Here is a 24,985-nt window from a genome sequence, read left to right on the forward strand (position 1 = left end):
GACATGACCACGATCTTCGGCATTCCCATCCAGGCCTTCCTCGGACAATTGCTGATCGGCCTGATCAACGGCTCTTTCTATGCCATGCTGAGTCTTGGCCTGGCCGTCATCTTCGGCATGCTGCGCATCATCAATTTCGCCCATGGTGCGCAATATATGCTGGGCGCTTTTGTCGGTTATCTTCTGCTGGTGAATCTTGGCATCGGCTACTGGCCGGCGCTCATCCTCGTGCCGCTGGCGGTGGGACTATTCGGCATGGCGGTCGAGCGATTGGGGCTGTCCCGACTTTACGGTCTTGATCCGCTCTACGGTTTGCTGTTCACCTTCGGGCTGGCCCAGACCGTGGAGGGCATATTCCGCTACTATTATGGCGTGTCGGGAAACCCGTATTCGGTGCCGCCGCTGCTGGCGGGCAGTACCAATCTCGGCTTCATGTTCCTGCCCAATTACCGGGGCTGGGTGGTGGTGGCATCGTTGATTGTCTGCCTCGGCACCTGGCTGCTGATCGAAAAGACGCGGCTGGGCTCCTATCTGCGGGCGGCGACCGAGAACCCGCACCTGGTGCAGGCTTTCGGCGTGAACGTGCCGCTGCTGGTGACCCTGACCTACGGGCTCGGCTCAGCACTGGCCGGCCTGGCTGGCATCCTGGCCGCACCGATCTATCAGGTAAGCCCGCTTATGGGCTCGGACATCATCATCGTCGTCTTCGCGGTGGTCGTGGTGGGTGGCCTGGGCTCGATCCTGGGCGCCATCGTCACCGGCTACGTGCTGGGCCTTGCCGAAGGGCTGACCAAGGTCTTCTATCCTGAAGCGTCCAACATCGTGATCTTCGTCATCATGGCCATCGTGCTCCTGCTGCGGCCGGCCGGCCTGTTTGGAAGGGATGCCTGACATGGCCGAAACTACGTTGCGCAACACTCGGGCACGGATGTCCTCACGGCTGGAGCAGGGACTGGTCGTGATCGGGATCCTTGTTTTGCTGGCGGCACCCTTTTTCGTATACCCGATCTTGCTGATGAAGATGCTGTGCTTTGCGCTGTTCGCCTGTGCCTTCAATCTTCTGCTCGGCTATACGGGCCTTCTGTCGTTCGGCCATGCCACCTTTTTCGGCGGGGCCGCCTATTTCTGCGCCCATGCGGTGAAGGTGTGGGGCTGGCCGCCCGAAGCAGGCATTTTACTCGGCGTCGCCGGCGCAGCCACGCTCGGCCTGGTGATGGGCTTCTTCGCCATCCGCCGGCAAGGCATCTATTTCGCCATGATCACGCTGGCGCTGGCGCAGATGTTCTACTTTTTCTGCGTGCAGGCGCCCTTCACCCATGGCGAGGATGGCATCCAGGGCGTGCCACGCGGCTTGCTCTTCGGGCTCCTCGATCTCAACCAGCCACTCAACATCTACTATTTCGTGCTGGTCGTGTTCCTGCTGGGCGTGTTCGCTATTTGGCGCATCGTCAATTCGCCCTTCGGCATGGTCTTGCGCTCCATCCGTGAGAATGAGAACCGCGCCGTCTCGCTCGGCTATTCGGTCGCTAACTACAAACTCGCCGCCTTCGTGATGTCGGCGGCGCTGGCTGGGCTTGCGGGAGCGGTCAAGGCGATCGTATTCCAGTTCGCCACGCTGACCGACGTGACATGGCAGATGTCGGGCGAAGTCATCCTGATGACGCTGCTCGGCGGTATCGGCACCATGGTTGGTCCGATCGTCGGGGCTGGATTGGTGGTGGGGCTGGAGAACGCGCTGGCCACTTCCGGTTTCCCGGTGATGATCGCCACCGGCGCCATCTTCATGGCCTGCGTGATGTTGTTCCGGCGAGGCATCGTCGGTGAAATCCAGGCACGCTGGACCGCCCGTCGCGAAAGAGGCTCAGGGAATGAGGTGAATGTCTGACTTCGGCGTCGCTTCCGGGAGTAGGAGACCGTAGCTGTTGTAATCTCTATGAACCAGCATCGCCTTCAGGCTTGATTTCCAATGCGGCTAGCCGGCGACTGACCGTCGATTTGGTGTACGGCTGAAAGGCGCAGGTTGGCTTGTAGCCGCTGCCTATGCTCGAGGGTTCAGGCAGCGACACGATATGACTTCGTTCCCCGAGTTGGTCAGGTCGGCTGATCCTTGCCGCGCTGGGCAACGATGCTGAGAAGCGCCAGAAGGCCCGACCCCATCATTAGGAAGACCGACACCGCATTAAGCACCGGCGTGGAGCCTACCTTCACCATGCGGTCATACATCGTGATGGTCAGGGGTGCGTCGGAGCCAACCAGCATCAGCGTCGTGTTGAAATTCTCGAAGGAGACGAGGAACGCCACGACAAAGGCCGAGAACAGAGCGGGTGCGAGATAGGGCAGCGTGACGGTCGCCAACACCCGCAGACGCGACGCGCCAAGGTTCAGTGCTGCCTCCTCCAGTGCTACGTCGAACTTCCGCAGGCGCGCCGCGATCACCAGCGACGTAATCGTCACCAGGAAAGAAAACTGGCCGAGCACGACGAGGAAGGTGCCCGGGCGCAGAAAATCCCATTCCAGATCGAGCGTGTCTTCCACGCCGTTCGCGATCATGCTCGCAAAGACGAGGATCGATATGCCGAGGATGACGCCGGGGATGACCAGCGGCACGATCATCAGCACATAGAGCAGGCTCTTGCCGGGGAACTGTTTGCGTTCAAACAGGAAGGCATTGCAGGTGCCCACGATCACCGACAGTGCCGACACCGTCAGGCCGATGAACAGCGAGTTCCAAAGGCCTTCCATCAGCCGCCGGTCATTGAACATACCAAGCTTCGGCTCAGTGGAGCCGAAGAACCATTCCAGCGTGAAGCCTTTCCACGGCAATGCCGGGAAGATCGAGTCGTTGAAAGCGAAGATCGCGGCGGCGGTAAGCGGCGCGGCGAGATAGAGGAAGAACGCGAGCATGTAGCCGCCATAGATCCAGCGCAGGAAGGTCGACTGAGGCGCGGCAACGTTCATGGCCTTAATCCTTCGCGACGGTGGAAGCCAGGCTCTGCCCGGTCAAACGCAGTCCGAGCCAGACGATGAAGGACGTGAATGCCAGCAAAAGAACGCCGAACGTCGCCCCAGATTCCCAATTGTAGCGGGTGACGAACTGCTCGTAGATCTGCTCGGTGAACCACATGCTGTTCTTGCCGCCGAGCAGGATAGGCGTCAGATAGCTGCCGGCCGTCAACATGAACACAATGATGCAGCCCGCGACAATGCCCGGCATCGCATAAGGTACGACGATGCGGCGGAACACGGTGAAGCGGCTGCCGCCGAGATTGTAGCCGGCCTCTAGGAGCGAGTTGTCCATGCCATCCAGGGTCGAGACTAGCGGAACGATCATGAACAGGACGACCGTGTAGACCAGGCCGACAACGACCGTGATGTCATTGTATAGCAGTTCCACCGGCCCACCGATGAGGCCGATCTTTTGCAGGAAGCCAGAGATCAGTCCGGTCTCGCGCAGGAGAACGATCCAGCCGAACGCGCGCACCAAATCGCTGACCCAGAGTGGAATGAGGCACATAAGGAACAATGCCGCGCGCGAACGCTGCTTGGCGATCTTGGCGATATAGTAGGCGACGGGAAAGCCAACGATCAGCGCCAGGATCGTCACCAGGATCGACATCCAGGCGGTGCGCAGCAAGGTGTTCCAGTAGACCGGTTCGCCCAGGAAGTCCGCGTAATTGGCGAAGCTGAAAGTGTACTGGCCCGGCCCCAGCTTCTCGCGCAGCGACAGATAGCCGATGCCGATCTGCGGCAGGATGATCAGCAGCACCATCCACAGCACAAATGGCATGAAAAGAAGGATCAGTGAAAGTTTGCCGGTGTCGGAGCGTGGCATCGCGCTCACCCCGCAACGCTGAAGCAGAGGCAATGCTCCCGACGCCAGGAGATGTCCGATTTGTCGCCGGGCTTGACCGACAGCGAACCGTCCATCACCGCATGACTGACTTCGATCAGATTGCCGCCGGTAGTGCGGACCAGAACGCGGCTGTTCGCGCCGTTGAACAGCAGGCTGTCGACAGCACCGGACAGGCGATTGCCATCCTTGCCTTCGCCCAGGGAAATGGTTTCGGGGCGGACAAACACCTCGACCTTCGCGCCTGCGCGGACATTTCCGTCGCTGACCGTAGCGATCACCTCGCCGCCGGCGTCGAGCTCCACCCGTGCTTCGCCACCAGCAATGGTAACCACGCGGCCTGGCCAGCGGTTGTTGTCGCCGACGAAACCAGCGACAAAGCCGGTCCTCGGGTTGTTGTAGAGCTCCTGCGGCGAGCCGATCTGCTCGAAGCGGCCGGCATTCATGACCGCCACATTGTCGGACATGACCAGCGCTTCCGACTGATCGTGCGTGATGTAGAGGAAGGTCGTGTTGAACTGGTTCTGAAGGAGCTTCAGCTCGATTTTCATGCGCTCGCGCAGTTTCAGGTCGAGCGCGCCGAGCGGCTCGTCCAGGAGGAGCACGTCTGGCTCCAGCACCATGCAGCGGGCGATGGCGATGCGCTGCTTCTGTCCACCTGACAGCTGCGAAACCTGCTTTTCCGCGACGCCGGGGAGGCTTATGCGGTCCAGAACGGCAGTCACCTTGCGCGCGATGTCAGCCTTGCTCTCACCGCGGCAACGCAGGCCATAAGCGATGTTCTCGCCGACATTCATCATCGGGAAAAGCGCAAGGTGCTGAAACACCATCTTGACGCTGCGCTTGTTCGGAGGCGTCGAGATGACCGAAGTGCCCTTGATACGGATATCGCCACTGGTAGGCTCTTCGAACCCCGCGATCATGCGCATCAGGGTCGTCTTGCCGCAGCCGGATGGACCGAGGATCGAAAAGAATGAACCGCGCGGCACGTCGAAGGACACGTTGTTGACCGCGATATGCCGGCCGAACTGCTTGGTCAGGCCCTCGCATTGAAGATCGTGCATGATATGCTCGCCAGTTGATGGCTAAAATTCCAGGCCCGCAGGGAGGTTTGCTCCCCGCGGGCCGTATGAATGTCAGGTCGCTTAGTTGGAGGTGGCAGCCTTGATGCGCTCCAAGGCCTTGCCTTCCATGTCCTCGAGACCAGACGGCACGTTGGCAAAGAATTTCAGATTAGCCAATGCCTTGTCGTCGAACGCGACTTTTACGGCTTCCTTCTTGTCTTCCGGAAGGAGCTCGACGCCGCCCTTGACTGCAGAGATCGCGCCGGTCGAATCCGACATCAGCTTGACGATGTCGGGGCGCATCACGAAGTTGATCCACTTATAGGCAGCGTCGTCGGCCTTGCCCTTGCGCGGAATGGTGAAGGTGTCGATCCAGGCCAGCGCGCCGGTTGCCGGCGGAACATAGACGAGGTTCTTGTTCTGGCCGTAGAGTTTGAAGGCCGTCGAATCCCAGGCTTCAGAAGCCACGACTTCGCCCGAGAGCAGCAGGGTCGAAAGATCGTCGCCGCCGTTCCAATAGGTCTTCACGTTGCTCTTGCACGCGATCAGCTTCTCGGTCACCTCGTCGAGCATCTTCTGGTAGGCGGCCTTGTCGGCGTACAGCGCGAACGGGTCCTTGCCGAGCGAGAAGGCCATGCCAAGCAGGATCGTGCGCTTCAGGCGCATCGAGGTGCGGCCCTTGTATTCCGGATCGCACAGATCGCCCCAACCCTTGACGTTCGGCGCCTTGGAAATGTCGACGACGAGGCCGGAAGTGCCCCACTGATGCGGCACGGCATAGACCTTGCCGTCGATGGTGGTGTTGGCCTTGACGCCTTCCAGCAGGTTTTCCTGCATCTCTGACGTGTTGATCTTCGACAGGTCGAGCGGCTTGTAGATGGCGTATTCCTGCTGTGCCCCGTAGATGCGGTCATGGCTGGGCTGGGCAAGGTCGAAGCCCGCACCGCCGGTTGCGCGCAGCTTGGCGATGATCTCCTCGTTGTTGGAAAGCGTCACCTCGACCTTAATGTCGGGGTATTCTTTCTCGAACAGCTGGATCACGTTGTCGGGGGCATAGCCGCCCCAGGTCAGAATGCGAAGCGTTTCCGCATTAGCTCCGCTGGAAATGGCAAGAAACGCGGTGGCCCCCACAAGCGCGGTAATCAGTTTTTTCAAAATCATTCCTCTCTCCCGACTTATTTTCGGACTGAACGATAATTCAGCCTATTCCCAGCTTCCACTATGCGAGACAGTACAACAGCCTATAAGGTCCACTTTCAATGAAAGATGATGCCGCTTGGCGATGTCGCGGTGCTCAAATGCGGATCGTCACCGCCTTGGTCTTGCAGTAGCTCGCCACCGCAAGCAGCCCCTTCTCCCTCCCGATGCCGGAGCGGCGGTTGCCGCCGAACGGCGTCTCGATACCGCCGGCAAAATATTCGTTCACGAAGAACTGTCCGGCATCGACATCACGCGCAATGCGATGTGCCTTAGACAAATCCTTGGTGAAAAGCCCTGCCACCAGCGCGTAGTCCGTGCAGTTGGCGGCTTCGATAGCCTCCTCTAGGCCATCGACGATCTGGACGGCCAGCACCGGGCCGAAGATCTCTTCCTGCACCACGGGATCGTCCCACTTGACGTCATCCAGAATGGTCGGTTCGAAGAACCATCCCTTGCCCGTTGCTGGATCGACCACGGCGTTGCCTCCGGCGGCCACGTTGACGCCTCGGGACTTGGCGCCTTCGACGTAGGATGCAACCTTTACCAGATGCTCGGCTGAATTGATGGCGCCGAAATTCACGCCTTCGCCGAGCCCGTGACCGATGGTTAGGCCCCGGGCTCGCTTGACCAGCCTTTCCATGAATTCAGCATGGATAGACCGTTCGATGACCAGCCGCGAGCCCGCAGAGCAGATCTGGCCCGCGTTTTCGAAGATCGCACCGACGACATTGTCGAGGGCCAATTCGAGGTCGGCGTCGGCCAGGACGATGTTCGGCGACTTGCCGCCGAGCTCGAGTGTCACCGAAGCGATGTTCTGTGCTGCGGCTTTCATCACATTGATGCCGGTAACGGTCGAGCCGGTGAAGGTGACGTGACGGACATCCGGATGCGAAACCAATGGAGCGCCAGCCGCGATGCCGGTTCCGGTCACCACGTTGCACACGCCCTTCGGCAGCCCCGCCTGAACAAGGATCTCCGCCAGCAGCAGTGCCGTCATAGGCGTCTGCTCAGCCGGCTTGACGACAGCGGTGCAACCGGCCGCAAGCGCCGGAGCGATCGATCGGCATGCCGTCGACAGCGGATAGTTCCACGGCACGATATGGGCGGTGACCCCGATTGGCTCCTCGATGGAGTAGGACGTATAGTCCGGTCCTAGGGGATAGGCTTTGCCTTCATGCTTGTCGGCTGCGCCAGCGTAATATTCGAACGCGCGGGCCGATCCGCGCACGTCGCCGCGCGCTTCGGCGAGCGTTTTGCCGCTGTCCAGTACCTCGGCGGTCGCAAGGCGCTCGGCATTCTGGCGGATAAGTTCTGCCGCCCGCATCAGGATGCGCCCACGCTCGGCCGGGGTCGCCTTGCGCCATTCGCCGCTCTCGGCTTGCTTTGCAGCCGCAACCGCTTCGGCTATGTCTTCGGCCGTACCGGCTGCAAACTGGGCGTGCGGCTCGGCACGGCCGGGGTCGAACGTTTCCATCAGATTGCCGGAGAGCGGTCTGCGCCACTCACCATCGATGAAGTGCATCGACGGTAGCTGATTGGAGACTGCAGCGGCGGTTGTCGACCAGTCGGCCATCACTCGACCTCGCTGACCTGGTAGCTGGACTTGGCCAGCCATTCGGAATCGATCTCCACGCCCCAGCCAGGCTCGTCCGACACGGTTACCATGCCGTCTTCGACCGTGTAGGGAGACTTGACGAACAGGCCTTCCTGCCAGGGATAATAGTCCGGCCCCTCGATCGAGAACTCGAGGTATTTCCCCGCGCCTTCTATGGCGCGCAGCAGATGCATCGTGAACAAGGTCACCAGGCCGAGATTGGCGCTGTGAGGTGTGATCGGCAGACCGGCGGCTCTCGCCATGTCGCAAACGCGCAAGGTGCGGCTGATGCCGCCGAGATACAGGATGTCAGGCTGCACGATGTCCACGGCGCGCATCTCGATCATGTGGCGCCAGGTCGGGATCTCGCAGTCCTGTTCACCGCCGGTCACCGCGATGTCCAGCGCGTCGGTGACTTCCTTCGTCTGCTCCAGTTCCCAGTAGAGGCATGGCTCCTCGAAGTGCTCAATGCCGTTATCCTTCAGTAGCTTGCCGACCTCGATGGCGCGCTTCGGTGAAAAGCCGCTATTGGCATCAACCAGAAGTGCGACATCGTCGCCGAGTGCCCGGCGGATGGTCGGGACGATCTCTTCAGTGCGGCCCGGCCATTCATCGACGTCATGGCCATATTCGGCGGCAATGCGGAACTTGAAGGCGTCGAAGCCGAACTGGTCGCGCAGACGCCTGAAGCGTTCCGCTTCGTCAACCGGCGTGATGTCGCGCTTCATGGAAGAGGCATACGCGCGCAGCTTGCCCGGCTTGCCGCCAAGCAGGCTGACGACCGGCAGGCCCGCCGCCTTGCCGCGCAGGTCCCAGATCGCCGTATCGAGGCCACCCAGTGCCCGCTTCATGTAGGACCCTGGAAATTTGTGCTCGCGCTCGATCACCCGGTCGGTAAGGGCATCGATGTCGTCGAAGTCGGTGCCGAGGACGTAGGGCGCGACCTGTCGGTGCAGGACAGTCGAGGTTATGTCGGAATTGTAGGTCGAGACCTGGCCGATACCCTGAGTTCCATCTTCGGCAGTGATGCGGACAAAGCCGACAAACTGGTTGGAGAAAGTCTCTATACGTTTGATCTTCAAGTCCGCACCTCAAGATTTGGCCGATATCGTTTGAGAATGGGCTATGAAATCCGCTGTTGCATCGTAAGGTCCACTTTCGAAAAATCGGGAAGCCGGTTATCCCTCCTCTGGGGAATTCGGGGTGTGATAGATGGTAAAAAGGTCTTCCGGTGAGCTGTTGTTCTCCATCACCGTCGACCGCTCGCTTGGCAAGTCCATAACCACCCAGGTCTATGGAGCGATACGCCAGCTCATTACCTCGGGCGATTTGCCGGCCGGCAAGCGGCTGCCGTCCAGCCGGACGTTGGCGAAGGAACTCGACATTTCTCGCACGACGGCGATGGCCGTGTTCGAACGCCTGACTTCCGAAGGGCTAATAGTTTCCCGCACCGGTTCGGGCTCCTATGTGTCGGACTTCGCCGAAACGAGAAAGCCGGAGAAATCGCTGCAGGTGGAGCCTGCGGGTCCGGTTTCGACCAAGCTGGCCGATATCATTACCGATGCCTCGCCGCGCTTCTTCCAGCGTTTGTCGCATCCCAGCCGGCCCCGCGCCTTTGTTACCGGGCTGCCCGACTACTATGCCTTTCCACTGGCAGTGTGGGCTCGCCTGACGGCCAAGCACTGGCGTGAGGCGCGCGACGAGATCATGGGATACTCCGATGCCAACGGCCACCCGCGACTGCGTTCCGCCATTGCGGAGCATCTGCGTGCCAATCGTGGCCTGTCCTGCGATGTCGAGCAGATCTTCATCGTCAACGGCGCCCAACAGGCATTCGATCTCGTCGGCCGCGTGCTGCTAAACCCTGGTGATCCGGTCTGGTTCGAGAACCCAGGCGCAATCGGCGCCCGCAACAGCCTGATTGCCTGCGGGGCGCGGATGGTGCCTGTTCCGGTGGATACCGAAGGCATATCGGTCGAAAGCGGGTTGCGGCTTGCCCCCGATTTCCGGCTTGCTTTCGTTACTCCTTCGCACCAACACCCGACCGGTGTCGAGATGAGCCTGGCACGGCGCAGCGAATTGCTGGAGGCCGCCAATCGCAACAGCGCCTGGATCATCGAGGACGATTACGACGGCGAGTTTCGTTACGACGGTCGACCGCTGCCGACGCTGAAGAGTGGCGATGCGGGCGAGCGTGTCATCTATGTCGGAACATTCTCCAAGACGATGTTTCCGGCACTTCGGCTGGGCTTCTACATAGCGCCAAAGCCGCTCGTGCCGGTCTTCCAGCGCATCTCCGGCGCGTTCCTGCAAGGTGTGCCGTCCAGCATCCAGGCGGTTCTTGCCGCGTTTATCGAGGAGGGCCATTTCGCCACGCATCTGCGCCGCATGCGCGAAATCTATGCCGAGCGCCACGCCGCTTTCCATGCGTCCGCGGCCCGGCATCTCGACGGGCTCCTGAAACTCAACCGCTCGGTCGCCGGATTCCACGTTTTCGGCAAATTCGCCTCGCCATCGATGGATGAGGACCGAGTCTCGGCCGATGCAACCGACGCAGGCCTTGTCGTTTCTCCCATCGGTCGGTTTTGCATCGACCGTCGCGAGGTCGAGCCCGGCCTGGTGCTTGGCGTCAGCGCCATTGACGAGCGCGCGATCGGCAAGGGCGTCGAAACGCTGGCCCGCGTTTTGGAAAGGCATCACACCTGACGACCGCGGGTGCCGTCGTCAGCGGTTGTCTTCCAGGATCATTGCAGCGCCCTTCTCAGCCACCATCATGGTCGGCGCGTTGGTGTTGCCGGAGGTAACATTCGGGAAGATCGACGTGTCGACGACACGCAAGCCTTGCAAACCATGTACGCGCAGGCGGTAGTCAACCACATTCGTTCCGTCGTCAGGCCCCATGCGGCACGTGCAGGAGGCATGGAACACGCTGCCCGAACGGGCGCGGATGTCGGCGATCAGTCCGTCTTCGTCGGTTACAGCCTTACCGGGTTTCATCTCTTCGACGATCAGGTTGCTGATGGCCGGCTGTTCGGCAAGACGCCGAATGAGGCGAACGCCAGCCAGCATTTCCTCCATGTCCCTGGGCGCGGAAAGATAGTTCGGCTCGATGACCGGCGCTGCCTTGACATCGGGCGATCCGATGTTGATGGAACCCCGGCTGTTCGGCCGGCAGGGCTGGATGCCAATGAAGAAGCCGGGAAAGGGATCCGGCATCGTCAGTCGGCGCACGCCCGGCGTCGGCTTGCTGTAGCTGACGGGCGAGAAATAGAGCTGCATGTCGACCCGATCGAGGCCCGGACGCGATTTGACGAAGCCGCCCGCCTGGTTGACGCTGAGCGACAGCGGCCCGTCCCGGAACAGAACGTAACGCGCGCCAAGCAGTATCCTGCCCCACCAGGGCCGCAGCAGCGAATTGAGCGTGGGCCTGCGCGAGCGGTAGAGATAGTCGATGCCGAGATGGTCCTGCAGGTTCTGTCCGACCGCAGGCATGTCGCTGACAACCTGCTTGCCGAATTTCTGTAGCAGAGCGCCGGGCCCGACGCCCGAATGCTGGAGCAGGGTGGGCGAATGAACCGCCCCTGCGGAAAGTATCACCTCCCGCCTGGCGCGCGCGGTGAGTTTTTGGCCATCAACCTCATAGTCGATGCCCACCGCACGCGCGCCTTCGAATAGGATGCGGGTCGCCAAGGCGCCAGTAACGATGGTCAGATTGGGACGCTTGGCCACCGGATGCAGAAACGCCGTAGCCGACGATGCCCGAATGCCCTTCCTGGCGCTGATCTGATAGACCGACACGCCTTCCTGCTGTTCGCCGTTGTAATCGGGCGTCTGGGAAAAGCCGGCCTGGCGCGCGCCTTGCAGCCAATCCGTACACAGCGGGTGAACGGACGGGGCCATGTCAGTGACGTGGAGCTCGCCCGACCCGCCGCGCCACTCGTCGTCGCCGCGCTCGAAGGTCTCGATGGATTTGAAATGGGGCAACACGTCGTTCCAGCCCCAGCCGGGATTGCCGGCCCTCTCCCAGTCGTCGAAGTCGTGGCACTGGCCGCGCACATAGACCATGGCGTTGATGGAAGACGAGCCGCCGAGCACCTTGCCGCGCGGCCAATAGCTGGTGCGGCCGGCAAGCGCTTCCTGCGGCCCGGTCTCTAATCGCCAGTTCACCTTCGGATTGTAAAAGCTGTGCCCGTAGCCGATCGGCATGCGGATCATGAAGCGCCGGTCGCTGCCGCCGGCTTCCAGCAAGAGCACGCGGAACCTGCCGGACTTGGTAAGGCGATTGGCGAGCAGGCAGCCAGCCGATCCAGCGCCTACAATGATGAAATCGAAATCCGCCACCGCTCGGCCCTCCTCATGCGAGCCAAGCTTCTACATGGGTTGGTCATGACGAAAAGGAGCCATTGCGGCAAGACCATAAAGCCATTGACCGAAAATCTTCGGGATAGTCGGCTAAGTTATGCTGCGTTGGTTTCTGCGAGGCACTGCGAGCATGATTTGGCACGAACTTTCTCGCCCAATAAAGATTGCACTCCTCGCATACTGCCATTCGGTTTGGGCCGGCAGAAGCGACTATCCCTTGACCGCCGAGCTGACGATCGAATCCACGAAGAAGCGCTGCAGGAAGACGAACAGGACGAGCGGAGGTAGGACTGCGAGCGTCGCGCCGGCCATGACAAGTCCGGTATTGATCGCGCCGCGATTGTAGCTGAGCAGCCGACTGAGGCTTATGACGATCGGATAGGCATCCGCATTTCCCTGCAGCACGGTCAGCGGCCACAGATAGCTGTTCCAGTGGTAGACGAAGGCAAACAGCGCCAGCGCCGCGATTGCTGGCGCTACGCTTGGCGCCACGATCTTGAACAGGATCAGCAGTTCCGATGCTCCGTCGACCCGCGCCGCATCGATGAGGTCGTCCGGAACGCCGGCGATGAACTGCCGCATTAGGAATATGCCGAAGGCGTTGGCCAGGTTGGGCAGGATCACGCCCGCCAGGCTGGCGTTGAGCCCAATGGAGCCGATGACCCGATAAAGCGGGATGAGCGTCACGATGGGCGGCAGGAACATGGTGGCGATCAGCACCGAAAACAGAAGCGTTCGACCGCGAAAGCGGTATTTGGCGAATGCGTAGCCGGCCATCATGCTGGTCGCGAGGATGCCGGCCGTGGTGATCGAGGCGATCAGCAACGAGTTCCACATCGAGCGGCCGACATTGATCACGCCGGAGACCTTTTCGTAGGCCTCGAGACTGGGGGTGCGAGGTATCCATACCGGCGGCACCTGCATGCTTTCGGCCGGCGTCTTGAGACTGGAAAGCACCATCCAGACCAGCGGAAAGGCGGACGCCACGGCGACAAGCAGCATCAGCGTGCCGACCAGCGCCTTGTGTCCCGTCAAGCCACTACGCGTAAGTCGGCCGTTCATTCGCTGTCCCTACGGTTCACGAAGGCGAACAGCGCGCACACGACCACGACCAGCGCCAGCATCAACATCACCGCCATCGCCGACCCCAACCCGCCCTGTGCCCGCTCGATGCCGACGCGACGGATGTGGTAGGTCAGCACATTGGTGGAGCCCACCGGTCCGCCCTGGGTGATGAGCGCAACAGGCTCGAACACCTGCACGGCGTTGATGATGGCGATGACGGCGCTGAAGAGCAGCGTCCGCCGCAGCAAGGGCAGGGTAATGAAGCGGAACTGCTCGGCGCGGCTGGCACCGTCCAGCGTTGCCGCTTCATAGAGGCTACCTGGGATTTGGGTTAGCCCGGCGATCGCAAGCACGGTGAAATAGCCAACCTGCTGCCACACGTTGAGAAAGACGATTGAAGTCAGCGCCGAGCTCGGCGAGGACAGCCAGGGCTGGGGGCCGGCGCCGATCAAGCCAAGCATCTGGTTGATGGGCCCTTCCGTGGGCGCGTAGAGTTTCGACCACACCAGGGCGACCGCAATCATCGGCACCATATAGGTTGAAAACAGCACGGTTCTCAGTGCCGTGCCGCCGGCGATATCGCGTTGGTAGACGAGCAATCCGAACAGCACAGAAAGCGGCAGGATGAGGACTACCGACAGTGCGGTGTAGATCGCGGTGTTGGTGAGCGCGCCCTTGAAATCTCGACCGATGGAAGTAGGCCCGAAGATTTCGCGGAAATTGTCGATGCCGACGAAGCGCACGCTGGAAAAGGGCGTCTGGGTCGACCAGTCCTGGAATGAGAGCCAGACGGTCAGCAGCATCGGGATCACAATGAAGACGCCGATCAGCGTCACGGCGGGCGCAAGCATGATGCCCGCCGAAGCGCGATAGCTGCTGGTCATCGATCAGGTTCCAACGGCGCCTCTAAGCAACCGGCGGCCCGCCTATTTGGCGGCCCGCTCCAGGATGGAGGTCGCATCGGTCTGCGCATTCGCCTGCGCATCCTTGGCCGAGACCTGCCCATATTGCAGGGCTTCCACCGTCTGCTGCAGAGACTCGCTGAACTCCTGGCCGCCCAGTACCACCGGGAACGGCTTGGCGTCGGCCAGCACGCTGACATAGCCGGAGAGGAAGTCGGAGCCGAGCTTGTCCTTGTGGGCATCGATGTCGGAGGTGCGCGATGGCAGGATGCCCATCGACATCAGTATGTCCGACATCGCCGAGGCGCCGTTCTTGCCCGACTGCGGACTGTTCAGCCAAGCCAGGAAGTCCCATGCCGCCTTCTGCTCGCCGTCGCCGGCCTTGGCATTGACTACCGTCATCCAGGAATAGGAGATCGAGTGAGGCTTGTCGCCGCTCGGCCCAACGGGGATAGGAGCGGTGGCGATATTGGAGAATTTGTCTCCCATGCCGCTCTTCAGCGCGCTCTCCCACCAATTGGCCATGATGATCATGCCGGTCTTGCCGGAGACGAAGTTGTCGAGGAAGGGACCGGTGGTGTTGGCGTCCGCCGTTGCCATGGACGGTTCGCTTGCGCCGTCCTTGATCAGTTCCTCATAGAGCTGAAAAGTCTCGCCGGCCTGCTTGCTGTCCAGTGCCGGCTTGCCGTCCTTCACCAGGTCGCCGCCATTGGAAACCAGCAACGAGGCGAAGGGATGCACCACGCCGGCCGCCCAGGAATTGATCATGCCGAAGCCCTGCTGACCGGCATCCTTCTTGGTGAGCTTCTTTGCCGCTTCCCTGAGCTCGTCCCATGTCTTGGGCGCGGCTTCGATGCCGGCTTCCTTGAACAGGTCCTTGTTGTAGTTCAGCGCATAGACATCGATCTCGTTGGGGATGCCATAGAGCGTGCCGCCAACCGAGGCGGCGCTGACCACGCCGGCCGGCCAGGCCTGCTTGACGTCCGAGGCTACCGCCTCCGGCGCCGGGGCCACCAGTTTGTCGCGGGCCAGTTCGGGTAGCCACAGGTCATAGATGCCGCCGATGGTAGGGCCGTCGGAGCCGCCGCCCTGTGAGCGCAGCGTGGTGAGCAGATCGCCGAAGGGAACGGCGCGCACTGTCACCGCCACATAGGGATGGTCTTTCGAATAATCCTTCGCCGCCGCCTCCAAAAGAGCAACCGTCTCCGGCGACCAGTGCGTCAGGTAGGAAATATTGGTTGTCTCGGCCCAGGCCGAGGCGGGCAAGATCGCAAGCCCGGTAGCAAGCGCGATTTTCGAAGTCCACGCCAAAGTCATCCCATCCTCCCGTCGGATATACTGTGGTCGGCATAACGTTATGATGACTTTGAGTGGGGTTGCAAGCGATAACTTCGCGAGGCCGGAGCGATGCTGGCGCCTGAAGTATACCGGTTCCGCGACTTTCGGAGGCGAAAACAGCGGCGTGAGGGACGCGGGTTGCCCTGCGGTAGGCGTCGCCTGCGCAAATCCGCTTGCAGACGCGAGAAAGTCGTTATAATGACTTGAGGATGCAAACGGTTTCGACCATCAAGGTCCACGCTGGATCCAGATGCCCTTTATGACAAGACAAGCTGCATGCCGCGCAACCGGAGGGTCGATCCAGGCAATCATGTCGTCGTCGCCTGCGCAATCCTCGCGGTGCGCGGCCTTGGGCTTTGACCAGCCATGTCGATGATCCGCACGCTCGCCATCGACCTCGGCGGCACAAACATGCGGGCAGCCCTTCTCGATGGTGACGTTTCACGGCTTGAGCCCACCGCGCGCGAGACAGCGCCCGCAAGTCTCGAAGAATTTGTGACCCGTCTCCGCGGGCTCTGCGCCGAAATTGGTGGTGCTGAGGCGCTGGGCATCGCAGTTCCCGGTCTCGTGGAAGGCACACGCTGCCGCTGGGTGCCTAATTTGCCCTATCTGGATGGGCAGGATCTGCAGGTGCTGTTTCCTAATATGCGTGTCGCCGTCGGCAATGATGCGCAGATCGCCATGTTGGCGGAGGCCTGCGAGGGCGCCGCGAGCGGGCTTTCCGACGCTCTTCTTCTGGCGATCGGCACGGGAATAGGCTCGGCGGTTCTGGCTGGCGGGCGTATCGTCTCAGGAGGCCAGGGTGGCGCCTGCTCGTTCGGATGGGCCTGCGCGGACCTAGAAGACGCCGGCGAAGATCGCAGCGGCTGGCTTGAGCGCATTGCATCGGGCCGCGCACTGGACGGGATCGCTCGTGACCTCGGATTGGCCGACGGTCGCGCTCTGGTGAACGCGGCTCGGGCGGGCAAGGGGGACGCGGTCGCCGCGCTCGACATGCCGATGCGTCGGCTCGGCACTGCGCTGGCCGGCGCGGTGGGCCTGCTCGATCCGCAGGTGGTCCTCATTTCCGGCGGCATCGCCGACGCGCTGGATGTGGTCGGCCCGACCCTGCTCGCTGCGCTGAGAAGACAATTGCCGCCGCATCTGCGCGGCATCGAAATCAGGCCTGGCGCTTTCGGCTCGCGAGCTGGGTTGATCGGAGCCGCACTGGCCGGAGCCGCCGGACCAGACTGGAGGCACATAAGATGACGGACGCGAGCTTTCAGCAGCCGGATCGACGGCGCCCGGAACCGCTCTGGTTCCAGGTCGAAGAAGCGATCCGCGCCATCATCAAGAGCGGCGAATGGAGCACCGGCGACCAGATACCGGCGGAGGACCGGTTGTGCGCGCTGTTCGGCGTCAGTCGCATCACGCTGCGCCATGCGCTGCGCAACCTGGAAGAGCACGGCCTGCTGCGGCGTGAACACGGGCGGGGCACCTTCGTGCGCTCGACCACGCTTGTCGCTGGCACGCGCGAATTGACGAGCTTCACACAGGAAATGCGCAATATCGGCGTCTCGGTGGGATCGCGCATTCTCGACTGCAGCCTGACCAAAGCCGATGCTGCCACCGCGGCGGCCCTGCAAATCGAGGAAGGCGATCCGGTCGTGCGCATCCGGCGCTTGCGGCTCGGCAATGACGAACCCATCGGTATCCAGACCGCGCAGCTTTCCGGCGCGCGGGTGCCGGGCTTTCTCGACTCCGGCCTTCTTCAAGGTTCGCTCTACGAGGCGCTGGAGCGCCTTTACGGGATCGTCCCGCTCGAGGCCCAGGAAAGCTATCGCGTCGGCACCGTGCCCGAAGCTGACGCGGAGTTGCTCGACCTGGCCGTAGGCACCCCGGCCTTCATCGTCGAGCGCATCACGACCGACGAGCGCGGTCCCTTCGAATACACGGTCTCAACCATGCGCGGCGATCGCTACGAGATCCGCTCGACATTGCGCGCAGGCCGCGTTCCATCCAACCCCAGAAGCTGACAGCAAGCCAGGAGCATTTGCCGTGTCCGATTTCTACATACCTCGCCTCGTTGCCCTCATCGAGAAGGCATCGAAAGCCAATGCAGAAGCCTTCGAGCAGGTGGCCAGCCGCTTTGCCGATACGCTGCAGAATGGCGGCCTGATCCATCTCTTCGGCTCCGGGCATTCGGTCCTGCCATGCCAGGAAGTGTTCCCTCGCTATGGCTCCTATGTCGGCTTCAACCCGCTGACCGATCCGCGGGTCATGTGGCACAATGTGCTCGGTGCCGGCGGCGTGCGTGAGTTGCTGTGGCTGGAGCGTACCGAGAAATACGCGGATAAATTCCTCGACCACCAGCCGCTCAACGAGGGCGACTCGATCATCATCTTCGGTCACAGCGGCCGCAACGCCTCGGGCATCGACACGGCTCTTTACGCCAAGAAGCGTGGGCTCTTCGTGGTCGCGGTGACCAGTACGAACAATCTCGACAAGCCGGCCACGCATTCTTCGGGCATGCGGCTCGCCGATGCGGCCGATCTGGTCATCGACACATGCTCGCCGATCGAGGACGCGATCGTACCCATCGAGGGCTGGAGCCGTCCGGTTTCGGGCTCTTCGACGGTCCTGGCCATGATCATGGCGCATGAGCTGATCGCCCGGACCGCGGACGCCCTGTCAAAGCGTGGCGTTGAGCTTCCGGTCTTCGCTTCGCCGACCATTGCCGGCGTGACGCTGCACGACACCGACATGATCTACGGCGCCTACCGCGAACGTATGCTCGAAGCGCAGAAGAAGCACCTTCCGGCGTTTCAGGCGGCCATGCGCGGCGAGTGACGATCTGGGCCGGTGCTGCAGGTGTGGCGCCGGCCCGTTTCACTCCAATTCATAGGAAAATCAGCTTAATTTATATAATTATGTGAAATTGCCTTATAGATAAGGCTAGTGTTGTCTGTCGCTCACGCCGGGGGTGATGTCGCCGCCCCGGACCACGCCAGCGAGGGACAGATGACGCAATACCCGGATATTCAGCTCTACATCGGCGGAGCATGGAGGAAGACGGCCGAAAGCCTGCCGGTCATCAACCCAGCTGATGAGACTGTTGTCGGCCACACGCCGATTGCCACGCGTGCCGACCTGGACGACGCGCTGGCGGCTGCCGAACGGGGGTTCAAGGTATGGAGCGCCACCTCGCCGGCCGAACGGGCGGCGATCATAATGCGCGCCGCTGCCATCATGCGGGAGCGGCAGGACGAGATCGCCCGCGCAATCACGCTCGAGCACGGTAAGCCGTTCGAGCAGGCTCGCCTGGAAGTCATACGCGGTTGCGAATTCTTCGAGTGGGACGCAGGCGAGGGCCTGCGCACCTATGGCCGCGTGATCCCGAGCAAGCCGGGCATCCGCTATGTCGTCGTTCATCAGCCGATCGGGACGGTTGCGGCCTTCTCCCCCTGGAACTTCCCGCTGAGCCAGCCATGCCGCAAAGTTGCCGGCGCCCTGGCCGCCGGCTGCTCGATCATCCTGAAGGCGGCCGAGGAGACCCCGGCAGGCGCCATGCACATTGCCCGCGCGCTTCATGATGCCGGTTTGCCGGCGGGCGTCATGAATCTCGTCTTCGGCATCCCTTCGGAGATTTCAGAATATCTCATTCCGCATCAGCAGACGCGGCTGGTCGCCTTCACGGGCTCGACCGCCGTGGGCAAACATCTCACGGAAATCGCCGCGCGGCACATGAAGCCTGTGTTGATGGAACTCGGCGGGCACGCGCCGGTGATTGTCTGCGACGATGCCGACCCGGTTGTCTCCGGCAAGCTTTCGGCCGTGCGCAAGGCGCGCAATGCTGGGCAGGTCTGCACCTCGCCAACACGCTTCTTTGTCCATGAGTCCATCTACAAGCCCTTCACGGATGCCTTCGTCGAAAGGGCCAAGGCCGTTACCGTCGGCAATGGCTTCGACCCAGCCACGGAGATGGGGCCGTTGGCCAATCATCGCCGCATAGAAGCACTTGAAACGCTCGTCGCTGATGCGCGGGAGAAGGGCGCGCGCGTGCTTGCCGGCGGCGAGCGCATCCAAAATCGGGGCTACTTCTATCCCGTTACGGTTCTGGCCGACGTACCCGACGAGGCCCGCGCAATGCGCGAGGAACCGTTCGGTCCGCTCGCGCTCATCAATCCGGTCTCGTCGCTTGACGAGGCGATCGAGAAGGCAAACTCGCTGCCCTTCGGCCTGGCCGCTTATGCCTTCACCGACTCAGCCTTCAACGTCGACCAACTCGTTCAGCGTGTCGAAGCCGGCAATCTTTCAATCAACACGCTGGAAGCCTCGGTTCCCGAAACGCCCTTCGGCGGCGTGAAGGAAAGCGGCTATGGGCGCGAAGGCGGCACTGAAGGCCTGTCGCATTACACGGTGGTCAAGAACGTATCGCACCAGATGCGCTATGGCTAAGGCTTGAAGGTGATAGCGCGGGCTCTCCGCCCGCAAGTGTGTCCCGACGACTTCTCACTAGCCCGCCTCGGTCTCCGGGGCGGGCTTTGTGCGTTGAGATAGATGATTTGAAGCTCTTCTCGCACTGCACAATAAAAACGTTTTTATTTTTGTTGAAAACGTTTTTATTCGCAGGCACATTGCTAGTTGTGGAGGAGAAAGGGCTGCAATGGCCGAAGAGAATTCCACTGGTGGCCGGCTTGCCCCAACGATTAAGACGTTGGCGGCGTATACCGGCTATTCGATAGGCACTATCTCGAAGGCACTACGCGGCTCACCGGTCGTTACCCCGTCGACCCGAGAGGCGATCTTCGCCGCCGCACGGGAGCTCGGTTATCAAGCGAATGCCCGGGGCATGGCGCTGCGAACTGGTAAGACCTACCAGGCGGCAGTGCTGATGCCTATCACCTCTGCTGCCGGCTACGAATGGGACGGCGTCGAGTATACTCAGATCCTAAGCGGCATCAGCCAGGCACTGGAAGGCAGCGACTACCAGCTTGCGGTTCATGGCTACCGCAATTTCGATGACGCCTGTGCCATCGCCCGCCGCATCATCGACCAAAGGCTTGCCGATGGGCTGATTTTTTCCGGCGTTCTGGCCGATGATGCTCGCATCAGGATGCTGGTGGAGGCGGATTTTCCTTTCGTCTCGCTCGGCCGCTGTCGTAAGCCCTTCGTCTACGCTCATGTTGATATCGATAACGAGTGGGCGGCATATGCAGCCACAGCGCGGCTCATAGCGGGTGGTCATCGGCGCATCGCGCTGATCAATGCCGATCCACGCTTTTCCTATGCGTTGGACAGGATCGACGGCTTCTCACGTGCATTCCGCGAAGCCGGGTTCACCCCGTCGCTCGATCTGATTACGGGTGGTGACCTGTCAACGCGTTTCGGCCGCGAAAGCACGCTGGCTCTTGTCAACCAGCCGTCTCCGCCGACTGCACTTGTATGTGTGAACGAATCCACGACGCTGGGCGCAATGTCCGCGCTGGTCAATCTTGGCCTCGCCGTCGGCGCGGACATGGACGTTATTGCCTATGATGACATCAATGTCAGCGCTTATTTTAGCCCGCCTGTCACCACCTTCTACCAGCCCATCGAGGCGCTCGGCCGCAGATTGGGCGAGTTCCTGCTCCGGCGCATGGCGGGAGAACAACCCACACAGCTTGTCGAAATTTTCCGTCCGGAGTTGATCGGACGACAGCCGGACAATCTCGGCGGTCGCCTCGTCGGTCCTGATTAGCCACTGATCTAGAAAGGGAGGAAAGAGCATGAAGAAGATCATAGTCAGCATAGCGCTGGCGCTGCTTGCGGCGAGTACCGCACACGCTGCCGACCTTGGCGGGAAACTGCTGAAGGTGGGGTCCGACACAACATCGCCACCTATGGAGAGCGTGGATACGGCGACCGGCCAAATCGTCGGTTTTGACATCGATGTGGTCAACGCCATCTGCGCAAAGATCAATTGCAAGGCCGAGTTTGTCACCACGGGGTGGGACGGAATTTTCGCCGCACTGAACCAAGGCAATTTCGATCTCGTCGCCTCCGGTGTCTCGATCACAGACGAGCGCAAGAAGGCGATGGATTTCTCCGAGCCTTACATCATCAATAGCCAAGCCATCCTGACGCGTGTCGAGGATGAGGGACTGGCCCTCGACGACTTCAAGTCCAAGGGGAAAAAGCTCTCTGCGCAAGCCAACACCACTGACGCGAACGTCGCCGAAAGCATCGTCGGCAAGGACAATGTCGTCGCCTATGACAGCTTCAGCGCTTCCGTCATCGCGCTCAAGAACAAAGACGTCGACGGCGTTGTCATCAACGGCGCGAACGCCGCCTCCTATGAGAAGGAGTTCGCCGGCGAGCTGGTAGTGCCGATCCGTGACCTGCAGTCCGATCCGCTCGGTCTCGTCTTTCGCACGGGCGACGAGAATGTCGCCGCCTTCGACGAAGGCCTCAAGGCGATCAAGGCAGACGGCACGCTCGATACCCTCATCAACAAGTACTGGAGTGTCAAGTAAGCCAGGCTGGTCGATGGTCCCGGCGCACCGCAGCGCCGGGACTGTTCAAGGGAGAAGCGGAAACCCATGCAGTTCCTGATGCGCCTGCGGCCCAGCAATCTCATCATTGCCGCCGCCTTGCCGTTTATTGTCTATCTCTTTGCCTTTTCAGCTGACTACAGGCTCTCGCTGCGTGCAATCCTCGGCGTGGAGCACGGATCCTCGGCCGCTTTCCTCGGTTTCCTGGTGCTGGCTGTTGCCTTCGCCACAGGTCTTGGAACGGTGCTGTTCTCGCGCGCTTCATCACGTCGGCGGCGTCTGGCGACTGCCTGCGTGGTGCTCAACCTGGTCGCTGCGGTGCTTGTTGCAACGACCGATCTGGTCCAGCCTTATGCATCGTCGATCGTTGCAAATGCAGTCGATCCCTTCACCTCAAAGCTGATCGTCCAGGGGGTGACGCCGCGGCAATTGACGGGCGATGCCGAGGCCTTGGTGCATGGCTACACTTCAGCGTTTGTGTGGACGTATCTGGCGCTGACGATCATTGCGCTCGCACTGTTCTTCTTGGGCGGTCTTCATGGCAAGGCCCGTTACACCAGCCGGATGACGTTGAGCGTGATCAACGGCCTAGGCCTCGTCATCATTCTCTTCATCGCCCCAATGGTCTTCGCTGCAGGGGTGGCCACGACCATCCGCGCAGCGGTAGCGGCCTATATTCTGGCGGCGCTGTTGGGCCTCATCTGGGTCGGGCTGCTCAAGCTCCAGTACAGTGTCCGAGCCGAGCTCGCTTTTGTCGTGCTGACCGCGCTGCTGGCCTGCGCAGCGGCATGGTTCCTGTTCCAACCGCGCGAAGGCTACACGTTGGTGGGGGCCTTCACTGGCAAGGTTGCGGTGGTCTCTGGCACGCCGTCAGGCATGATCGGAGCGGTACGCTTCGGCCAGTTTCCCGGTGCTCCAGAAGACGAGTTGCCCCTCCGCACCTTCAAGGGACCAGCCGAGGCGATCCAGGCGCTGGTAACGAAGGCCGACGTCAGTGCGGCACTTCTGCCAGCGACGGCAGTGCCGGCTGACTTGCCTGTGCAATGGCGCACCGAGGCCCTCAACGACCGCGACAAGGCGGCCGGTATCACGCTGGCGGTACTGGCTATCGTGCTCGGTCTGCTGACCTTCGGCGGCCATATCCATCACAGGCACCCGCTTTCCATCGGCTCGGAGTTCATCATCGACACGATCCGTGGCATTCCAATGCTGGTCATCGTGCTATATGTCGGCCTGCCGCTTGCCGGCGCGATGAAGGATGCCACCCAAGGCATTTTCGATCCGCCGAACCTGGCGCGCGGGATCGCCGCTATGGCACTCGCCTATTCCGCATATCTGGCCGAAATTTTCCGCTCCGGCATCAACGTCATTCCGCGCGGACAGATCGAAGCGGCGCGCAGCCTTGGCCTGAACGGTTGGAAGACGGCCCGCTTCGTCGTGCTGCCGCAGGCCTTCCGCATCATCATTCCGCCGCTCGGCAATGAACTGATCGCCATCCTCAAGGACACATCGCTCCTGTCAATTCTGTCGATCCGCGATGTCACCCAGCGAATGCGGGAGTTTCAATCGGCAAGCTTCCTGCCTTTTGCGCCCTACAACTCCGCTGCCATCTTCTACATCCTGCTCACGCTGGCCGCAGCCAGCCTCGTCAATAGCTTCGAGAGAAAATATGACTTCAAACATAGATAGCAGACTGATCCTCGAAGCACGCGCTGCCTCGCTCGTCTTTCCGCACAGCTTCGTGTTTGGTGCTGCGACTGCGGCCTACCAGATCGAAGGCGCGCCGGACGCTGATGGCAAAGGCGAGAGTATCTGGGACCGCTTCTGCAAGCGGTCGGGCGTTATCGTTGACAGCTCAAGCGGCGACATTGCCTGCGACAGCTATCATCGCTGGAAGGATGATATCTCAGTGCTCAAGGCGCTCGGGCTCGGCGCCTACCGCTTCTCCTTCGCCTGGACGCGACTTTTGCCGACAGGCCGCGGTGCTGCCAACGCCAAAGGTATCGCCTTCTATGACCGGCTGATCGATGATCTGCTGGAGGCAGGCATTGAGCCCTATGCCACGCTCTATCACTGGGACCTCCCGCAGACACTGCAGGATGCCGGCGGTTGGTATAACCGTGACACGGCGGATGCGCTCGCCGACTATGCTGCTCGGGCTGCTCGCAGCTTCGGCGATCGCGTCAAAAGATGGACGACGCTCAACGAGCCCTGGACCTTTTGCTGGTCGGGCCACGCCTCGGGCGAGGATGCGCCGGGCTTCTGCGACGGCGCGAGGGGTGGCGTCGTAGCCAGCCACCACGCATTGCTTGGTCACGGCAAGGCGGTGCCAGCCATCCGCGCCGAGGTGACCGACGCTTCCGTCGGTATCGTCCTCGACCTCAACGTGGCTGAGCCGGCCAGTGGTGACCCGCAGGACGTTGCCGCTGCGCAGCGCTTCGACGGCGCGCAGAACCGATGGTACCTCGATGCCGTCTTCAAGGGCGCCTATCCGCAGGATATGCTGGAACTCTATGGCGACCTGTTGCCGGCGATCCACGCCGAAGACAACGAGTTGATCGCAGCCCCGATCGACTATCTCGGAGTCAATATCTACCGCCGTTCCGTGATCGCGGCAGGCGACGAACTTTCGCCTCTCAACTACCGCCGGATACAGCCAGCGGGGAGCTACTCTGCCGTCGGCTATGAAATCTGGCCACGCTGCATGTACGACATATTGCGCTATGTGAATGACCGCTACGCGCCGAAGGAGATCCATATCTCCGAGAACGGCGTCGCCACGCAGCCGGAACAAGTCAGCGCCGATGGCCATGTCTGGGACGAGCTCCGCGCGGCCTACTACGTCGACCATCTTGAGCAGGTCGCGAAAGCAGCGGCCGAAGGTGTGCCGGTGCGCGGCTACTTTGCCTGGACGCTAATGGACAATTTCGAGTGGGCCTACGGCTACACAACGCCGTTCGGCATTACCCATGTCGACTTCAACACCCAGCGGCGCACAATCAAATATTCGGGAGAGGTATACGCCTTGATTGCCCGCCAGGAGAACATGGCGACTTCGGGAAGCGCCGCGCGTGGCTAGTGACGGGAGGGGCGCCGGG

At 61.5% G+C, this 24,985-nt stretch carries 21 protein-coding genes; 11 read left to right on the forward strand and 10 right to left on the reverse strand.

Translation table 11 applies throughout. From position 1 onward, the window contains the following. The first annotated feature begins 3 nt into the window (after positions 1-3). Positions 4-891, forward strand: a complete 888-nt coding sequence (locus tag M2281_RS11185; RefSeq protein WP_280821248.1) for a branched-chain amino acid ABC transporter permease — start codon at positions 4-6, stop codon at positions 889-891. Between the two features lie 37 nt (positions 892-928). Continuing rightward, complete coding sequence (locus tag M2281_RS11190; RefSeq protein ID WP_425537726.1) at positions 929-1,885, forward strand: branched-chain amino acid ABC transporter permease; 957 nt, start codon at positions 929-931, stop codon at positions 1,883-1,885. Between the two features lie 206 nt (positions 1,886-2,091). Here the strand turns inward: M2281_RS11190 and M2281_RS11195 are convergent, their stop codons facing one another. The 6 genes from M2281_RS11195 to M2281_RS11220 all read right to left on the reverse strand — a co-directional run bounded on the left by M2281_RS11195 (position 2,092) and on the right by M2281_RS11220 (position 8,790). After that, the gene (locus tag M2281_RS11195; RefSeq protein WP_280821250.1) at positions 2,092-2,958 is read right to left on the reverse strand and encodes an ABC transporter permease; all 867 of its coding nucleotides are present in this window, start codon (positions 2,956-2,958) and stop codon (positions 2,092-2,094) included. Between the two features lie 4 nt (positions 2,959-2,962). Beyond that, the gene (locus M2281_RS11200; protein WP_280821251.1) at positions 2,963-3,832 is read right to left on the reverse strand and encodes an ABC transporter permease; all 870 of its coding nucleotides are present in this window, start codon (positions 3,830-3,832) and stop codon (positions 2,963-2,965) included. A 5-nt stretch (positions 3,833-3,837) separates the two neighbouring features. Further along, positions 3,838-4,914, reverse strand: coding sequence for an ABC transporter ATP-binding protein (locus M2281_RS11205; RefSeq protein WP_280821252.1), 1,077 nt, complete (start codon positions 4,912-4,914; stop codon positions 3,838-3,840). Between the two features lie 81 nt (positions 4,915-4,995). Further along, positions 4,996-6,075 carry an extracellular solute-binding protein gene (locus tag M2281_RS11210; protein WP_280821253.1) on the reverse strand — a complete coding sequence of 360 codons (1,080 nt, stop codon included), beginning with the start codon at positions 6,073-6,075 and terminating at the stop codon, positions 4,996-4,998. A 133-nt stretch (positions 6,076-6,208) separates the two neighbouring features. Further along, complete coding sequence (locus tag M2281_RS11215; protein ID WP_280821254.1) at positions 6,209-7,687, reverse strand: aldehyde dehydrogenase family protein; 1,479 nt, start codon at positions 7,685-7,687, stop codon at positions 6,209-6,211. After that, positions 7,687-8,790 (reverse strand): mandelate racemase/muconate lactonizing enzyme family protein, encoded by a 1,104-nt coding sequence (locus M2281_RS11220; protein ID WP_280821255.1) that lies wholly within the window; start codon positions 8,788-8,790, stop codon positions 7,687-7,689. The genes M2281_RS11215 and M2281_RS11220 overlap by 1 nt, the downstream gene beginning before the upstream one ends. Positions 8,791-8,920: 130 nt before the next feature. On the opposite strand from M2281_RS11220, the gene M2281_RS11225 reads away from it, so the two are divergent. Then, positions 8,921-10,414 carry a PLP-dependent aminotransferase family protein gene (locus M2281_RS11225; RefSeq protein ID WP_280821256.1) on the forward strand — a complete coding sequence of 498 codons (1,494 nt, stop codon included), beginning with the start codon at positions 8,921-8,923 and terminating at the stop codon, positions 10,412-10,414. Between the two features lie 18 nt (positions 10,415-10,432). Here the strand turns inward: M2281_RS11225 and M2281_RS11230 are convergent, their stop codons facing one another. The 4 genes from M2281_RS11230 to M2281_RS11245 all read right to left on the reverse strand — a co-directional run bounded on the left by M2281_RS11230 (position 10,433) and on the right by M2281_RS11245 (position 15,354). Next, entirely contained in the window at positions 10,433-12,049 is a 1,617-nt protein-coding gene (locus M2281_RS11230) for a GMC family oxidoreductase (RefSeq protein WP_280821257.1), read from the reverse strand. A 231-nt stretch (positions 12,050-12,280) separates the two neighbouring features. Then, complete coding sequence (locus M2281_RS11235; protein ID WP_280821258.1) at positions 12,281-13,132, reverse strand: carbohydrate ABC transporter permease; 852 nt, start codon at positions 13,130-13,132, stop codon at positions 12,281-12,283. After that, on the reverse strand, positions 13,129-14,019 hold the full coding sequence (locus M2281_RS11240; RefSeq protein WP_280821259.1) for a carbohydrate ABC transporter permease: 891 nt from the start codon (positions 14,017-14,019) through the stop codon (positions 13,129-13,131). The genes M2281_RS11235 and M2281_RS11240 overlap by 4 nt, the downstream gene beginning before the upstream one ends. 42 nt (positions 14,020-14,061) lie before the next feature. Then, positions 14,062-15,354, reverse strand: coding sequence for an ABC transporter substrate-binding protein (locus M2281_RS11245; protein ID WP_280821260.1), 1,293 nt, complete (start codon positions 15,352-15,354; stop codon positions 14,062-14,064). A 387-nt stretch (positions 15,355-15,741) separates the two neighbouring features. On the opposite strand from M2281_RS11245, the gene M2281_RS11250 reads away from it, so the two are divergent. The 8 genes from M2281_RS11250 (at position 15,742) to M2281_RS11285 (ending at position 24,966) form a co-directional block, all read left to right on the forward strand. Continuing rightward, positions 15,742-16,623, forward strand: coding sequence for an ROK family protein (locus M2281_RS11250; RefSeq protein WP_280821261.1), 882 nt, complete (start codon positions 15,742-15,744; stop codon positions 16,621-16,623). Further along, complete coding sequence (locus tag M2281_RS11255) at positions 16,620-17,390, forward strand: GntR family transcriptional regulator (RefSeq protein WP_280821262.1); 771 nt, start codon at positions 16,620-16,622, stop codon at positions 17,388-17,390. Before M2281_RS11250 ends, M2281_RS11255 begins: the two co-directional genes overlap by 4 nt. 22 nt (positions 17,391-17,412) lie before the next feature. Then, positions 17,413-18,204, forward strand: coding sequence for an SIS domain-containing protein (locus tag M2281_RS11260; RefSeq protein WP_280821263.1), 792 nt, complete (start codon positions 17,413-17,415; stop codon positions 18,202-18,204). 171 nt (positions 18,205-18,375) lie between these two features. Then, positions 18,376-19,812 (forward strand): NAD-dependent succinate-semialdehyde dehydrogenase, encoded by a 1,437-nt coding sequence (locus M2281_RS11265; protein WP_280821264.1) that lies wholly within the window; start codon positions 18,376-18,378, stop codon positions 19,810-19,812. A 208-nt stretch (positions 19,813-20,020) separates the two neighbouring features. After that, positions 20,021-21,094: a LacI family DNA-binding transcriptional regulator gene (locus M2281_RS11270; protein ID WP_280821265.1), complete on the forward strand. Its 1,074-nt coding sequence runs from the start codon at positions 20,021-20,023 to the stop codon at positions 21,092-21,094. A 28-nt stretch (positions 21,095-21,122) separates the two neighbouring features. Then, the gene (locus M2281_RS11275) at positions 21,123-21,869 is read left to right on the forward strand and encodes a transporter substrate-binding domain-containing protein (RefSeq protein WP_280821266.1); all 747 of its coding nucleotides are present in this window, start codon (positions 21,123-21,125) and stop codon (positions 21,867-21,869) included. A gap of 66 nt (positions 21,870-21,935) precedes the next feature. Next, a complete protein-coding gene (locus M2281_RS11280) occupies positions 21,936-23,576 on the forward strand; it encodes an amino acid ABC transporter permease (protein WP_280821267.1) in 1,641 nt (546 codons plus the stop codon). After that, a complete protein-coding gene (locus M2281_RS11285) occupies positions 23,557-24,966 on the forward strand; it encodes a GH1 family beta-glucosidase (RefSeq protein ID WP_280821268.1) in 1,410 nt (469 codons plus the stop codon). The genes M2281_RS11280 and M2281_RS11285 overlap by 20 nt, the downstream gene beginning before the upstream one ends. Positions 24,967-24,985 lie beyond the last annotated feature (19 nt).

Origin of the sequence: Pseudaminobacter soli (ex Li et al. 2025) (assembly GCF_029892515.1) — a bacterium.
Lineage (GTDB): Bacteria > Pseudomonadota > Alphaproteobacteria > Rhizobiales > Rhizobiaceae > Pseudaminobacter > Pseudaminobacter soli_A.